At 72.0% G+C, this 13,795-nt stretch carries 12 protein-coding genes and 3 pseudogenes; 6 read left to right on the plus strand and 9 right to left on the minus strand.

The window, feature by feature from the left end:
• Positions 1-62: 62 nt before the first annotated feature.
• Genes egtD through egtA form a run of 4 tightly spaced genes read right to left on the minus strand, consistent with a single transcriptional unit; the run spans position 63 to position 4,430 of the window.
• Positions 63-1,025 carry an L-histidine N(alpha)-methyltransferase gene (gene egtD / locus ABIE67_RS41935; RefSeq protein ID WP_370266812.1) on the minus strand — a complete coding sequence of 321 codons (963 nt, stop codon included), beginning with the start codon at positions 1,023-1,025 and terminating at the stop codon, positions 63-65.
• Positions 1,022-1,813 (minus strand): ergothioneine biosynthesis protein EgtC, encoded by a 792-nt coding sequence (gene egtC / locus ABIE67_RS41940; protein ID WP_370266813.1) that lies wholly within the window; start codon positions 1,811-1,813, stop codon positions 1,022-1,024. Before egtC ends, egtD begins: the two co-directional genes overlap by 4 nt.
• Complete coding sequence (gene egtB / locus ABIE67_RS41945) at positions 1,813-3,129, minus strand: ergothioneine biosynthesis protein EgtB (protein WP_370266814.1); 1,317 nt, start codon at positions 3,127-3,129, stop codon at positions 1,813-1,815. The genes egtC and egtB overlap by 1 nt, the downstream gene beginning before the upstream one ends.
• Positions 3,126-4,430, minus strand: a complete 1,305-nt coding sequence (egtA, locus tag ABIE67_RS41950; protein WP_370266815.1) for an ergothioneine biosynthesis glutamate--cysteine ligase EgtA — start codon at positions 4,428-4,430, stop codon at positions 3,126-3,128. The genes egtB and egtA overlap by 4 nt, the downstream gene beginning before the upstream one ends.
• A gap of 309 nt (positions 4,431-4,739) precedes the next feature.
• Between egtA and ABIE67_RS41955 the strand changes: the two genes are divergently transcribed.
• Positions 4,740-5,561: a TIGR02452 family protein gene (locus ABIE67_RS41955; RefSeq protein WP_370266816.1), complete on the plus strand. Its 822-nt coding sequence runs from the start codon at positions 4,740-4,742 to the stop codon at positions 5,559-5,561.
• Between the two features lie 55 nt (positions 5,562-5,616).
• Here ABIE67_RS41955 and ABIE67_RS41960 read toward each other — a convergent pair whose 3' ends face one another.
• The 4 genes from ABIE67_RS41960 to ABIE67_RS41975 form a co-directional block, all read right to left on the minus strand.
• Positions 5,617-6,063 (minus strand): type II toxin-antitoxin system PemK/MazF family toxin, encoded by a 447-nt coding sequence (locus tag ABIE67_RS41960; RefSeq protein ID WP_370266817.1) that lies wholly within the window; start codon positions 6,061-6,063, stop codon positions 5,617-5,619.
• Between the two features lie 74 nt (positions 6,064-6,137).
• Entirely contained in the window at positions 6,138-7,607 is a 1,470-nt protein-coding gene (locus ABIE67_RS41965; RefSeq protein ID WP_370266818.1) for an SPFH domain-containing protein, read from the minus strand.
• A gap of 134 nt (positions 7,608-7,741) precedes the next feature.
• A complete protein-coding gene (locus ABIE67_RS41970) occupies positions 7,742-7,960 on the minus strand; it encodes a hypothetical protein (RefSeq protein ID WP_370266820.1) in 219 nt (72 codons plus the stop codon).
• A gap of 41 nt (positions 7,961-8,001) precedes the next feature.
• Entirely contained in the window at positions 8,002-9,426 is a 1,425-nt protein-coding gene (locus tag ABIE67_RS41975; protein ID WP_370266821.1) for an amidase, read from the minus strand.
• Between the two features lie 221 nt (positions 9,427-9,647).
• Here ABIE67_RS41975 and ABIE67_RS41980 point away from each other — a divergent pair, with 221 nt between their 5' ends.
• The 3 genes from ABIE67_RS41980 (at position 9,648) to ABIE67_RS41990 (ending at position 12,251) form a co-directional block, all read left to right on the plus strand.
• Positions 9,648-11,036: a glycoside hydrolase family 43 protein gene (locus tag ABIE67_RS41980; protein WP_370266822.1), complete on the plus strand. Its 1,389-nt coding sequence runs from the start codon at positions 9,648-9,650 to the stop codon at positions 11,034-11,036.
• Positions 11,037-11,176: 140 nt separating this feature from the next.
• Positions 11,177-11,611: a hypothetical protein gene (locus ABIE67_RS41985; protein ID WP_370266824.1), complete on the plus strand. Its 435-nt coding sequence runs from the start codon at positions 11,177-11,179 to the stop codon at positions 11,609-11,611.
• Complete coding sequence (locus tag ABIE67_RS41990; protein ID WP_370266826.1) at positions 11,601-12,251, plus strand: hypothetical protein; 651 nt, start codon at positions 11,601-11,603, stop codon at positions 12,249-12,251. The genes ABIE67_RS41985 and ABIE67_RS41990 overlap by 11 nt, the downstream gene beginning before the upstream one ends.
• 22 nt (positions 12,252-12,273) lie before the next feature.
• Here ABIE67_RS41990 and ABIE67_RS41995 read toward each other — a convergent pair.
• Positions 12,274-12,542: pseudogene (locus tag ABIE67_RS41995) on the minus strand (transposase); the annotation flags it as partial.
• A gap of 96 nt (positions 12,543-12,638) precedes the next feature.
• Here ABIE67_RS41995 and ABIE67_RS42000 point away from each other — a divergent pair.
• A pseudogene (locus tag ABIE67_RS42000) lies at positions 12,639-12,965 on the plus strand (helix-turn-helix domain-containing protein); the annotation flags it as partial.
• 204 nt (positions 12,966-13,169) lie between these two features.
• Positions 13,170-13,710: pseudogene (locus ABIE67_RS42005) on the plus strand (Tn3 family transposase); the annotation flags it as partial.
• Positions 13,711-13,795 lie beyond the last annotated feature (85 nt).

The raw sequence follows: 13,795 nt of genomic DNA on the forward strand, positions 1-13,795 counted from the left end.
CGATCGCAAGGCGCCGGAGCGCCCGCCCTTCGGGCGGACGACGGGGGTTCGTCCACAGGCTCTCATCGCGCCACACTCAGTGACAGCGCGAACCGGCCCTGACCGTCCGTCCACCAGTGCGCCAGCTCCAGCCCGGCCGCCGACAGTTCCGCGCGGACACCGTCCCTGCGGAACTTCGCCGACACCTCGGTGCGCATCTCCTCGCCCGCCGCGAAGTCGACGGCGAGGTCCAGCGCGGGCACCTTCACCGTCTGGGCGGTGCGGGAGCGCAGCCGCATCTCGATCCACTCGTGCTCCGGGTCCCAGAGCGCCACGTGCTCGAACGCACCGGGATCGAAGTCGGCGCCCAACTCGCGGTCGATCACGGTCAGTACGTTCTTGTTGAACGCGGCCGTCACCCCGGCCGCGTCGTCGTACGCCTCGACCAGGACCCGCTCGTCCTTGACCAGGTCCGTGCCGAGCAGCAGCGCGTCACCGGGGGAGAGCAGGGCGCGGACGGAGGCGAGGAACGCGGCGCGCTCGGCCGGCAGCAGATTGCCGATCGTGCCGCCCAGGAACGCCACCAGCCGGGGGCCCGGCGTGCCCGGCAGGGTCAGCCCGCCGGTGAAGTCGGCGATCAGGGCGTGCACGTCCAGCCCCGGCCGCTCCTCGATCAGCGCCTGTCCGGCCTGGGTGAGCGCGCTCTCGCTGACGTCGACGGGGACGTACGTGTGCAGCCCGGTCAGCGCGTCGATGAGGTACCGCGTCTTCTCCGAGGAGCCGGAGCCCAGCTCGACGAGGGTGCGGGCACCGGTGGCCGCGGCGATCTCGCCGGCCCGGTCGACGAGGATCTCGCGCTCGGCGCGCGTCGGGTAGTACTCGGGCAACTCGGTGATCTTCTCGAAGAGTTCGCTGCCCTGAGCGTCGTAGAACCACTTCGGCGGCAGCGTCTTCGGCGTGCTCGTCAGGCCCTTCAGGACGTCGGCGCGCAGTGCGGCGTCGGTGGCGTCCTCGGGCAGGGTACGGGTGAGAAGGAACGGACTCACGTGCTGGGCTCCTTCGGTCGTGCGGGTGCCAGGGCGTCGCTGGGGTCCTTCAGCGGGGTGAGCAGCACATCGGTGCCGCTCGCCGCGAGGAGGGTGTGGTCGGGGACCTCCTGCCAGTGCGGATCGTCGTCGTAGGGCTCGGAGGCCACTACGGTGCCGCCGCCGGGCCGGGTCAGATACCAGAGGGTGTCGCCCCAGGCGGTCGCGGTGATCGTCTCGCCGTTGGTGAGCAGCAGGTTCAGCCGGGAGCCCGGGGCCGCCTCGGCGACCTCCAGAACGGTGTCGGCCAGAGCCTGCCCCTCGTCGTCCCCGCCGCGGAGCCGCGCGAGGACCAGCGCCCAGACGAGCGCCGAGTCGTTGCGGGCCTCCATCGACAGCAGGTCCACCGCGGGCAGGGTCGGCGCGAGCGGCGCGAGCGAGCCCGGCCAGCCCTTCACGGCGCCGTTGTGGCTGAACAGCCAGGGACCCGCGGCGAACGGCGCCGCCGCGGCCTCCGCGTCGGCGCCCGACAGCGTCGCGTCCCGTACGGCGGCGAGCAGCGCGGTCGTCCGTACGACCCGGGCCAGATCGGCGAAGGACAGATCCGCCCAGATGGGCCCGGCCCGGCGGTACCGCGCCGGCACCGGGTCCCCCTCGGCGTACCAACCCACCCCGAAACCATCGGCGTTGACGGTCCCGTGCCGCTGCCGCCGAGGCGCCCACGACTGGCGGTACAGGCCGTGCGGCGGCTCCACGAGGAGTGTGCCGAGCGGCTCCTCGGGGCCCACATAAGCCACATGACGACACATCAGACGTCCCCCGACCGGGCCGTGCGGAACCCGGAGAAGATCTGCCGCCGGATCGGAAGGTCCCAGTTGCGGAAGGTGCCCCGGCAGGCCACCTCGTCCACCGCGAACGAACCGCCCCGCAGCACCTTGTACTCGGGCCCGAAGAACACCTCCGAGTACTCCTTGTACGGGAAGGCCTGGAACCCCGGGTACGGAAGGAAGTCGCTCGCCGTCCACTCCCAGACATCACCGATCAACTGCCGTACCCCGAGCGGCGATTCGCCCTCCGGGTAGCTTCCGGCCGGGGCCGGGCGCAGATGTCGCTGGCCGAGGTTGGCGTGCTCGGGCGCCGGGTCGGCGTCGCCCCACGGGTAGCGCATCGAGCGGTCACCGGCCGGGTCGTGGCGGGCGGCCTTCTCCCACTCGGCCTCGGTGGGCAGCCGGCGTCCGGCCCAGCGGGCGTAGGCGTCGGCCTCGTACCAGCACACGTGCAGCACGGGCTCGTCGGGCGGTACGACCTCGGTGACGCCGAAGCGGCGCCGCAGCCACTGCTTGCCGTCGCGGCGCCAGAACAGCGGGGCGTGCAGGGAGTGCTGCCGGATGTGCGCCCAGCCCTCGGCCGTCCACCAGCGGTCGTCGTCGTAGCCGCCGTCCTCGATGAACGCCTGGTACGCGGCGTTCGTCACCGGGGTCGTGTCGATGTAGAACGGCGGCACCTCGCGCACATGCGCCGGACGTTCGTTGTCCAGCGCCCACGGCTCCGTCGAGGTGCCCATGGTGAACGGACCGCCGGGGACCAGCACTTCGGACGGCCCCGTGAGCAGGGGCGCCGGTTCCGGGTCCGGGGCGTGCAGGGCCTGCGGGCCCTTGCGGAGCTGATGGGTGATCAGCATCGTCTCGTCGTGCTGCTGCTCGTGCTGCGCGATCATCCCGAAGGCGAAGCCCGCCTCGGTCAGCCGCGTTCCGTGGAAGGCCGTGCTCTCCAGGAGGTCCAGCACCCGGCCGCGCACCTCGGACGCGTAGTGCCGGGCCTCGGCCGGCGGCAGCAGCGGCAGCGAGGGGCGCTCGGCGCGCGGGTGCTCGAAGGCGTCGTAGATGCCGTCGATCTCGGGCCGAATCGCCTCCCGCCCGGCGACCGTCCGCAGCAGCCACTGCTCCTCCTGGTTGCCGATGTGCGCGAGGTCCCACACCAGCGGCGACATCAGCGGCGAGTGCTGGGCGGTGAGGTCGGGATCCTTGACGCAGGAGGTCAGCAGGGTCGTCCGGGCACGGGCGGTGGTGAGGGTGGTCACTGCCCGCTCGCGTAGCGTTTCGGCGTCGTGGGCGGGGTCGGTCATGTCCGGTCGTCCTTCCCGTGCAGAGTGCGGTCCGTGCCGTAGAGCTCGTCCAGCAGATCGTCGGCGGGGCAGCGGCCCCGGCTGACATAGCGGTCCCGGTACGCCGCCACGGCGTCCGTGACCTCGGTCGTGACCCCCAGCCGGGGCAGCGCCTCCAGCGCCGTCGCGAAGCAGGTGTCCGCCACCTCGCGCAGCTCGGGGTCGGCGAGGCCCGAGCGGGCCGCGTCGATCCACAGCGGATTGTGCGGCGCGGGCAGCGACAGGGCGCGCTCGGCCAGCGGCTTCACGGCGCGGTAGGCGGTCTCGGCGGCCTCCGGGTCGTCGAAGAGCGCGGTCGTCACGGCCAGCGGCACGATCCAGCCGTCCTCGCCGGGCTGCGCGTCGATCATGCGCAGCTCCAGATGGCCACGCGGCCTGACCGGCGGGAACAGCGTCGTGAGGTGGTAGTCGAGGTCCTCCCGCGTCGGCGGCCTCGGCGCCCCCGACCGGGTCCACTCCCGGAACGTCATCCCGTCCGGGATGTCCCACGGGCCGCCCTCCCGGCGTACGCACATCACCGGCGCGTCCAGGACGTGCCGCGCCCAGGCGATCCGCGGATCGCCGTCCAGCGGGGGTGCGCCCGCGCGGCCCGCGCCGATCTCCATCCACAGCAACTGCCGGGTGGACAGCCAGCCCGTGGGCTCGCGCCCGGCCAGCGGGGAGTTGGCGAAGGCGGCGACCAGGACCGCGCCCAGCTGGTGCGCCAGCCACCAGCGCCGACCGTGCCCCAGCGGGCCGGGCTCCTCGTAACCGGAGTCCAGGCACACCTGCACGGACGCGGAGGTGCACATCATGGCGCGGCCGGCCGGGCCCGCCCGGTCCAGACAGGCCTCCATGGCGTCGTACCGCGGCTCGCGCAGGAACCGGCGGGGCGAGTGCCAGGGATCATTTCCGAGGCCGACCAGACCGAGATCGTGCTCGCGCAGTACCGCTCGGGCGGTGTCGAGGTCGGCGGCGACGGTACCGATGCACTCCATCAGCGAGGTGGCGGGCGGCGAGCTCAGTTCCAGCTGGCCGCCGGGCTCGACGGTGAGCGCCGACCTCAGATGCACGGTCCGTAGTGCGGCGTAGGCCGCTTCGAGTCGTTCGGGTGTCACGGGGAGCCGCGCACTGCGCAGCTCGTGGACGAGCCATTCCACTTCGACCCCGAGGGTGCGGGGTGGGCCGGTCTTGAAGCAGATGCCCCTGACCAGGGCCTCCACCTCGGCTTCGGTGACCGCGGTGCGGGGCTGCTCCGTACAGTCACTCACCGAATCTGACATGTCGGGATCCTCCTGAGAGTCCACGATGCCTCCCGGCCCGGATCTTGTGGGCGGGCCGGCACACTCGTCCCACCCAAGACGCTCGCGTCGCTTCGCACAAGGGTGCGTACCGGCACGTTCCGGGTCGGTAACCTCCGCTCTCCGGGCGTTGGCAGGGGATTTCCCGCCCGTTCGCCACCGCCGGCGGGGCCGGGAAACTCTGTTGCACCGCAGGACCAGCATCGCTCACGATGCCTGCGTGAGCACGACGGGGGAGATCGCGCGCGGCCGACGCGGTCGCGCGGTCATGGCGCGCACGGGGGTGGCGCCATGAGCGCGCGCCTGCGCGGCATCGCGCAGCAGACGGAGGAGATCGTGGCGGCGGGGGCGTACCGCACGCCGGACGGCCGCGTGGTGTCCCTCGCGGCGGCGATCGAGGCGGCGCGGGACGGCACGCGGATGTACGGGCCGGACCCGGTGCCGACGCCGGATCCGGTGCCGCAGGCTTCCGTGGCGCAGACGTTCTTCGAGGTCACGGGCGAGAGCAGCCTGGAGGCGGCCCGTCGGCTCGGCGCCGGGACGGCCGTACTGAACTTCGCCTCGGCCCGCAATCCCGGCGGCGGCTATCTGAACGGCGCCCAGGCCCAGGAGGAGGCCTTGTGCCGCGCCTCCGCGCTGTACGCCTGCCTGCTCGCAGCCCGCGCGTTCTACGACCACCACCGCGCCCACCGCGACCCCTTCTACACGGACCGGGTCATCCACTCACCCGGCGTGCCCGTCTTCCGCGACGACCGCGGCCGACCGCTGGACGAGCCGTACACGGCCGGCTTCCTGACGGCCGCCGCTCCGAACGCGGGTGTCATACGGCGTACGGCCCCGCAGCGCACGGCCGAGCTGCCGCACGCGTTGACCGTACGGGCCGAGCGGGTGCTGGAGACGGCCGCGGCGCACGGGTACCGGCGGCTGGTGCTGGGCGCCTGGGGCTGCGGGGTGTTCCAGAACGACCCCGCGCAGGTGGCGGGGGCGTTCCGGGGGCTGCTCGGCCCCGGTGGGCGGTTCGCCGACGCCTTCGAGCACGTGGTGTTCGGAATCCTGGAGCGCACGCCGGACGGCCAGGCGCGAGCCGCGTTCGCACAGGCGTTCCCGGGGTAGTGGCCCTAGTCGTGGCGCCAGAACCAGTCGGCAGCGTCAGGTCCAGCAAGCAGCGTCAGGTCCAGCCGTAGCGCTCGTGCAGCCGTTGCCTGACCAGGTTGAACCGCCCCCGGTCCAGGGCGCACGCCTCGCGGCGCATGCCCCGCTCGTGCAGCCGGAGGATGCGGTCCACGTCGACCCAGGAGTCGCGCCCCGTACGGTCCCACGGCCCGCTGCCGATGGCGACCCACTCACGGTCCCCGTCGTGCCGCTTGCTGGAGAGCTGCACGGCGAGGAGGGTGCCGGCGGCCTCCCGGGCCACCACGAGCACCGGGCGGTCCTTGCCCCGCCCGTCGTTCTCCTCGAAGGGCACCCAGGTCCAGACGATCTCCCCGGGGTCGGGGTCGCCGTCGTGCGCGGGGGAGTACTCGGTGCGCACCTTGCCGACCGCGCGGGGCTCGGCCTCGGTGGTGGCGGTGGGGCCGTGGCGGCCCGGGACGTTCTCGTCGGTGTACGTGCTCACGGGGGCACCTTAGGGGCTGCCCCCGTGAGTGACGAGTGAAGGGTCACTGAAGACCCCTGGAGACGCCTGGAGGTTCACTTCTCGTCCACGGGAACCTTCTGCGCGAGCCCGTTGAGCGGCGAAGCCTCCTTCGGAGCCTGTCCGTTCTGGTTCATCGAGGCGAGCAGCTGTCGGGCCAGCCCGAGCCCCGTACCGCCCATGGTGAGCGCCTTGGCGAACATGTCCGCCATGCCGTCGGCGCCGTTGAGCAGCACCATGTTGTCGACGTTGCCGAAGGCGGACGCACCGGCCCGGACGATCTCCGGCCAGTTCTCGGCGAGTTGCTGGGCGACCACGGCCTCCTGGTTCTCGGCGAGGGCGGCGGCCCGGGCCTTGATGGCCTCCGCCTCCGCGAGCCCCCTGGCCTTGGCCGCCTCGGCCTGGGCGAGGCCCTTGGCCTGCGCGGCCGCGGCTTCCGCCTCGCCGGTGGCCCGGGTCGCGGCGGCCGTTGCCGTGCCGCGCGTCCTGGTGGCCTCCGCCTCGGCGCCCGCGGCCGTCTTGACCCGGGTCGCCTCGGCGGCGGCCGCCAGTTCCGTCTCCTTCGCCTTGGCCTGCGCCGCCGAGATCCGCGCGTCGCGCTCGGCCTCGGCCAGCGTGCGCTTCTCGTAGGCCATCGCGTCCGCGGGCTTGCGGACATCGGCCTGGAGCTGCTGCTCGCGCCGGTGCGCCTCCAGTTCGGCGACCCGCGTCTCCTGGACGACGACCTCCTGCCGGGCGGCCGCGTCGGCGAGCGGACCGGCCTGCCGGGCCTTGGCACCAGCCTTGTCCCGCTCGGCCTGATAGCCGGCCTGGAGGATCTCGCTGTCCCGGGTCGCCTCGGCCATCCGCGCGAACGACTGCTGCTCCGCCTCCGTGGCCAGACGGTTCGCCTCCGCCTGTGCGATCCGCGCGTCCCGCTGCACGGCCGCCGCGTGCGGCATGGCCAGGTTCTGGATGTACCCGGTGGGGTCCTCGATCTCGTGGATCTGCAGCGAGTCGACGATGAGGCCGAGCTTCTCCATCTCCGTGCCGCACGCCGCCCGCGTCTGCCCGGTGAGCTTGTCCCGGTCGCGGATCATGTCCTCCACCGTCAACCCGCCCACGATGGACCGCAGATGACCGGCGAAGACGTTGTGCACCCGCTCCGACATCAGCTTCTGCTGGTCCAGGAAGCGGCGGGCCGCGTTGGCGATCGACACGAAGTCGTCGCCCACCTTGAAGATGACCACGCCCCGCACCTTCAGCGGAATGCCCTGGTGCGTCACGCAGTCCACCTGCAACTCGGTCTCGTTCAGGTCGAGCGACAGCTTGCGCACCGCCTGCACACCGGGCAGCACCAGCGTGCCGCGCCCGGTGACGATGCGAAAGCCCATGCCCTCCTCCAAGCCCTCCGTGCGGTGCTTGGAGCCGGAGATGACGAGGGCCTCGTTGGGTTCGGCGACCCGCCACATCATCTTGAACAGACCGATCAGAACGAGGACGGCAGCTACTGCCACCCCCGCAACGACGCCGACAACCATCGGCATACGCCCCCTTTGGATGGTGCCCTTTCGGCACCGAACGAATGGGAGTGTGCGCCTGTGCGACACGCAGGTACAGGGATTGACGGATCCTTGCCGCAACCTTGACGCGGACGGCTCTCACCTGCGAAGGAGCGGGCTCAACTGTCGTATGCCGCCTGGACGTAGACCGTGCGCGGCGGCAGGTACTCCACCACCATCACCACCGCGCCGCGTTCGATGCGCTCGCTGCCGGTGGCCGGATAGGCGAGGAAGTGCTCCGCGCCGCCGCGCACCCGCACGATCACCTCGCCGACGAGCCCGGGCCCCACCGTGCCGGTGACCCGCCCCATGAGCCCGACCATCGACGCATCGTCCATCGTCACAGGGTAGAGCCTGACAGGGCGGGGCCTGCGGTGTCTCAGACGACCGGGGCCGACATGTGCTCGCCCTGCTGCGGCGGCCACAGCTCGTGCCAGCGCAGCTCCGCCTCCAACTGCGCGGCCAGCGAGACCAGCAGCGGCTCGCTGTTCGCCGGGCCGAGCAGCTGGGCGCCGACGGGCAGCCCGTCCACGAACCCGGCGGGAACGTTGACGCCGGGCCAGCCCAGCACGTTCCAGGGCCAGGCATAGGGGCAGGCGGCGATCATCGCGCGGTCGGTCGCGAAACCGCCGAGTTCGAGCATCGCGCCGATTCGGGGCGGCGGAGCGGCGGTTGTGGGCGCGAGGACCACGTCGTACGACTCGTAGAACGCGCCGATACGACGGTGCAGCACCGCCTCCGCGCGCCGGGCCGCCCGCAGCGGGGCCCCGCCGAGGAGCCGGCCCAGCCGCACGGCGCCCCGGGTGCGCGGGTCCAGCAGTGCGGGGAAGGGCGCGTCGCTCGCCCACTCGGCGATACCGACCGTGGCACGGGGGACGAAGGTCAGCCCGATCTGGCCGTACGGCGGATCGGCCTCCTCGACGAAGTGCCCCAACGAGCCCAGTTTCTCGGCGAGTCGGACCACCCTGGCCCGCACCTCGGGCTGCAGCCGGGCGGGCACGGCGGTGAACGGTGGCTTGAGGGAGAGCGCGATCCGCAGCCGGCCGGGGTCGCGGCCGACCGCCGCGGAGGCGTCGACCGCCGGCGGCCGGTGCGGGTCGAGGTCGTGGTTGCCGGCGGTGGCGTCCAGCAGGAGGGCCGCGTCGGCCACCGTACGGGCGAGGGTGCCGTTGACGGTGATGCCCTGGAAGGACTCGCCGCGCGGCCAGGTGGAGATGCGGCCGCGCTGTGGCTTGATGCCGATCAGATGGGTCCACGAGGCCGGGATCCGTACCGAACCGGCGCCGTCCGAGCCGAGCGCGGCGGGCACCAGACCGGCGGCCACGGCAGCCGCCGAACCGCCGGACGAGCCACCCGGAGTATGGTCCGGGTGCCACGGGTTGCGGGTTGCGCCGAAGGCGGGCCCCTCGGTGAACGGCCACTGCCCCAGCTCGCAGGTGTTCGTCTTGCCGATGATCACCGCCCCGGCCGCGCGCAGTCGCCGTACCGCCTCCCCGTCCTCGGCGACCGGCGGGAACTCACCGCAACAGCCGAACGCGGTCGGCTCGCCCGCCACGTCCATGTCGTCCTTCACCGCGACCGGCACGCCCAGCAGCGGCTTGCGCACCCCGGCGGCGAGCTCCTCGTCGGCGGCCTTCGCCTCGGTGAGCGCGGCCTCGGTCCGGACCACCCGGAAGGCGTTGAGGGTGCCCTGGGTCGCCTCGATCCGCGCCAGCGCCGCCGCGACGAGCGCCCGCGACGTCACCTCCCCGTCAGCCAGCGCTCGGGCGGACTCGGCGAGGCCTGCGGCACGGTCGGGAGTCATGCGGGGCACCTCCGGGACGTCATCGTCTACCGAACGGTAACCTGTAGGGGTCGGCTGCGGAACGGTTTCGCCCGGTGCGGCTCTCAGGTTCACCACAGGTTTCTCCCAGACCCCGCTTCCTCCTGCGTAAACCATTGACGCGCCCGGGCCTCACCTCTACCTTCTGATCGAATTTCCGAACCATGTTCGTTATGTCGAACAGTGTTGAGGGAGAGCCGCCCGTGATCAGACGCCCCCAGACCCCGTCCCGCCGCAGCCTGCTGCGCGCGATGGCCGCCCTGCCCGCCTCGGCGCTGATCCTGGGCGAGGCCCCCGGCCTGCTCGGCACGGCACTGGCGGCCGCACCGCCGAGCGGCTCGGCCACCCGCTACACGATCGTGCCGTTCCTGAACAGCAACGACGGGACCGTGAACGTCTACCAGTCGGACGACGCCACCGACTTCCGGCTGACCAAGGCCTCCGCCTACACGCCGCCCAGCAACCGCATCCGCGACGCCAGCATCTTCAAGCACACCAACGGCTACTACTACATCACTTACACGACCCACACCTGGCAGGACACCAGCACCACCATCGGCTTCGCCCGCAGCGCCGACCGGGTCAACTGGACCTTCCTGTACGACTACACGGTCCCGATCGCCAACCTCTCCCGGGCCTGGGCGCCGGAGTTCTTCGTCGACAGTGACGGCAGCGTCAACGTCATCGTGTCCTGCTCGACCACCAACGACGAGTGGATCTTCACGCCGTATCTGCTGAAGGCCACGAACTCCGCGCTGACGGCGTGGAGTTCACCGGTGGCGCTGTCCGGCATCGGCGCGAACCACATCGACACCTTCATCGTGAAGATCGGCTCGACCTACCACGCCTTCACGAAGAACGAGACGACGAAGTACATCGAGTACGCGACGGCGTCGAACCTCACCGGCCCCTACACGATCTCCCGCACGGGCAACTGGGCGGGCTGGGGCAGCTACCGCGAGGGTCCCGCCCTGGTACAGCTCGACAACGGCGGCTGGCGGCTCTTCTTCGACGGCTACGGCGACGGCACGTACTACTACAGCGACAGCTACGACACCTTCGCCACCTGGTCAGCCCCGGCCGCCCTGCCCGCCGTCTCGGGGACGGCCCGCCACTTCACGGTCATCAAGGAGACTGTCTCCGGCGGCCCGGCCCTGGCCAAGAACGTCACCCGTTCCTTCCGGTCGGCCAACTACTCCACCCGCCACTGGCAGGTGCAGTCCTCCCTGCTCAACCTCCCGGTGGTCACCAGCTCCAGCACGACCGCCGAGAAGCAGGCCTCGACGTTCACGGTCGTGCCCGGCCTCGCCGACGCGAACGGCTACTCCTTCCGCGACGCCTCCGGCCGCTATCTGCGCCACTGGGACTTCCGGGCCCGCTTCGACACCAACGACGGCACCTCGACGTTCGCCAAGGACGCCACGTTCGTCGCCCGCACGGGCACGTCGAGCGGTTCGATCCGCTTCGAGTCGTACAACTACCCCGGGTACTACCTGCGGCACTACAACTACGAGCTGCGGGTGGAACGGTCGAACGGGACGGATCTGTTCCTGCAGGACAGCTCGTTCGTACCGGTGACCGCCTGGGCCTGAGCGGCACCCCTTGCTGACCAGGTGCCGATGGGGGCGCGGTGATCCGAAAGAAGCACCCTACGAGTCGTTCCGAATCCCGGTGGATTCTCCGCTGCGGGCGAGGCACAATCCCCGGGGAACCGGGGCGAGGGGGAGCTTGTTTGGACGTGTTCGCGTGTGCCGGGTGCGGCACGGAGCTGACGGCGCCGGTGTCCCGGGTCGCCCTCCCCGTCCACACCCACCACGGAGGGTGGGAGGAACTCCACCCTCCGCTGATGGAGCCCGCGACGTACGCCGTCGACCCTCAGCCCACCGGACCGCCCTGGCGGCTGTGGAAGGAGGTCGGAGCGGACGCGGCTGCTGGACAGGGCGTGTTCGCGCCGGTGTACTCCGTCTCCTTCGGGGCACGGAACAGGATCGTCATCGCCCCCGGCGACTCCCGGTCCATGATCCTGATCCCCGACAAGTGCGAAGGCTACTGCCAGGGTGTGGATGGCCGGGCCGGTCCCAACCTGGCGTGCGAGGGGTGCGGGCGGGCTGTGGCAACCCGCATGGACGACTGCGGAATGCGGAATGTGGCAGACGGTGTGGCTTGAGCCCGACGCGGTCGTGCGCCGCCCCACGGGACTCTCGGCCGGCCCGCCTCCCGACTGGGACGATCTGGAACGCGCTGAGCATCGCGTCCCACCCGTCGAACCCGACGGGTCGTGGAGCCGTCGCTGGGAGGCGGCGGTCGGAGTCGCACTGGCCCATCTCGTGGCGGTCACCGAGGACCGCCCGGTCAACCTCCCCGTCGGTCCCGTCGCGGAGTTGCTCGGCCACGCCGTCGGCCGGTATCTCCCCGCCGGGCCCGGGGCCCGGTCCGTGGGGCTGTCCGGCCCGGGGATCCACTTGCCCCGACCCCGTCCTGACGTCCTCCTCGTCCCCCGCCACCCCCTCACGGGGGCGCCCTGGCGTCCGCCGGGCGATGAGGGGGCTGTGGTGCCGCTGGACAGCGGGGTCTGGGCGTACCTCGCCCACCCGGGCGAGACGTCGCCGATGCCCGCGACCGGGGTCCTCCCGGAGGGCGTCCTGCGGGACGACTACCCCCTGGCGCCGCGTCCCTGGCGCCCGCTGACGCCCCACCACCGAGCCTTCGAGGACACTCTGGTCCGGCTACCCGCAGTACGCGCTCCCCGGCTGCGCAGGTATCGCGACGCGTACCGCCAGGCCATTTCGCCTGCATCAGCGGGCTGACCAGAGGAAGATGCCCGCGACCGGGAGGGCGCCCGCCCCGGCTGCCTCGCCGCAAGCGGTAGGTGTTCTGATCCGCCCGGATCGGGATGACCTCCCGAATACGACGGCTGCGCAGGTGCTCGCGGATCGCGCGCGACGCGTAGGCCTTGTCCGCCAGGACCACATCCGGCCGGGTGCGGGGCCTTCCCCGTCGACGGGGCACACGCGGACGTGCCATCACCTCGGTGAAGGTGGGGCGTCGTTGGCCTGCCCGCCGGTCAGGACGACCGCCAGCAGGCGGCAGCGGCCGTCGCCATCGGCCTGAGCCATCAACGCGGTGAACACGCGCTCCCAGGCGCCGTCGGCCGCCCACGTCCGCAGCTGGTTGTAGACGCCCCCAGTGTCCGAGACGCGTACGCACGGTTCCTGGATGCCCTGGAGCTGCGATTCCGGGAACTGCACCGGGCCGCGGACTATGCCGGGCTGCTCGGCCGTTCGGTTCGCACCCTCAGCCGCGCGGCCCGGGACGCCACCGGCAAGGGGGTGCGTGAAGTCATCGACGAGCGGCGGCTGCTCGAAGCCCGGCGCCTGCTGAGAGGCGCCGGTTGGGACGCCCGCGCTGTGGCCGTCCATCTCGGGTTCACCGATCCCGCGAACTTCGGCCGCTTCTTCCGTGGCCACACCGGTCTCACCCCGGCCGCCTTCGCGGCCCGCGAAGCCAGGACCGGCATATGAGGCGGGCGTGGCACAAGCACGCATTCCCACGGCCGCCACGGCCTTGATCGCGTCCGGAGCGGGCTGTACGGGCCGGGGCCGTCGGCCGCCCCCTTCGATCGCTTGCTCAGTGGCCGGGGGTGCGTCACCTTGGATCCCCGGTCAGCCGTCGAAGGACCGGCCCATGCCGCCCATCATGGTCGCCACCTGCTGCCCCGGGCGTAGAAGGTTCTCACGGCATGGCCGGACATGCTGCGGGTGGCCGGCTCCCTGGTCACCAACCAGGTGAGGGCGTACGATCTGCTGCGGATGTTCGGCCGTGAGGGCCACCCCACCCCGCTGGGGCAGGCGTTCGCCGAGTACGGGCGGATTGCCAAGACCCTCCACCTCCTGGCGGTGGTAGACCCCGTGGACGACCCCCATCGGCGGCAGATGCACACGCAGCTCACCGTCCAGGAGTCCCGGCACAAGCTCGCCCGCGACATCTGCCACGGCAAGAAGGGCACCATCCACCAGGCGTACCGGGACGGGATGGAGGACCAGCTCGGCTCACTCGGCCTGGTCCTGAACGCCGTGGTGCTCTGGACGACCCGCCACATCGACGCCGCCGTCGTCCACTCGCGCGGAGGGTCATGAGATCCGTGACGAGGACGTGGCCCGGCTGTCCCCGCTCAAGCACAAGAACGTCAACGTCCTGGGCCGCTACAGCTTCACCCCCACCCAGCCGGCGGGCGGCACCCTGCGGCCGCTGCGCGACCCTGACGCGACCGGACTCGATGACGACGAGGACGGCGCTGAGAACGGACGGCCTCAGGTGCCGAGCAGGCGCACCGATCAGCTTGTGAGCCACC

The sequence above is a fragment of the Streptomyces sp. V4I8 genome (assembly GCF_041261225.1).
Classification (GTDB): domain Bacteria; phylum Actinomycetota; class Actinomycetes; order Streptomycetales; family Streptomycetaceae; genus Streptomyces.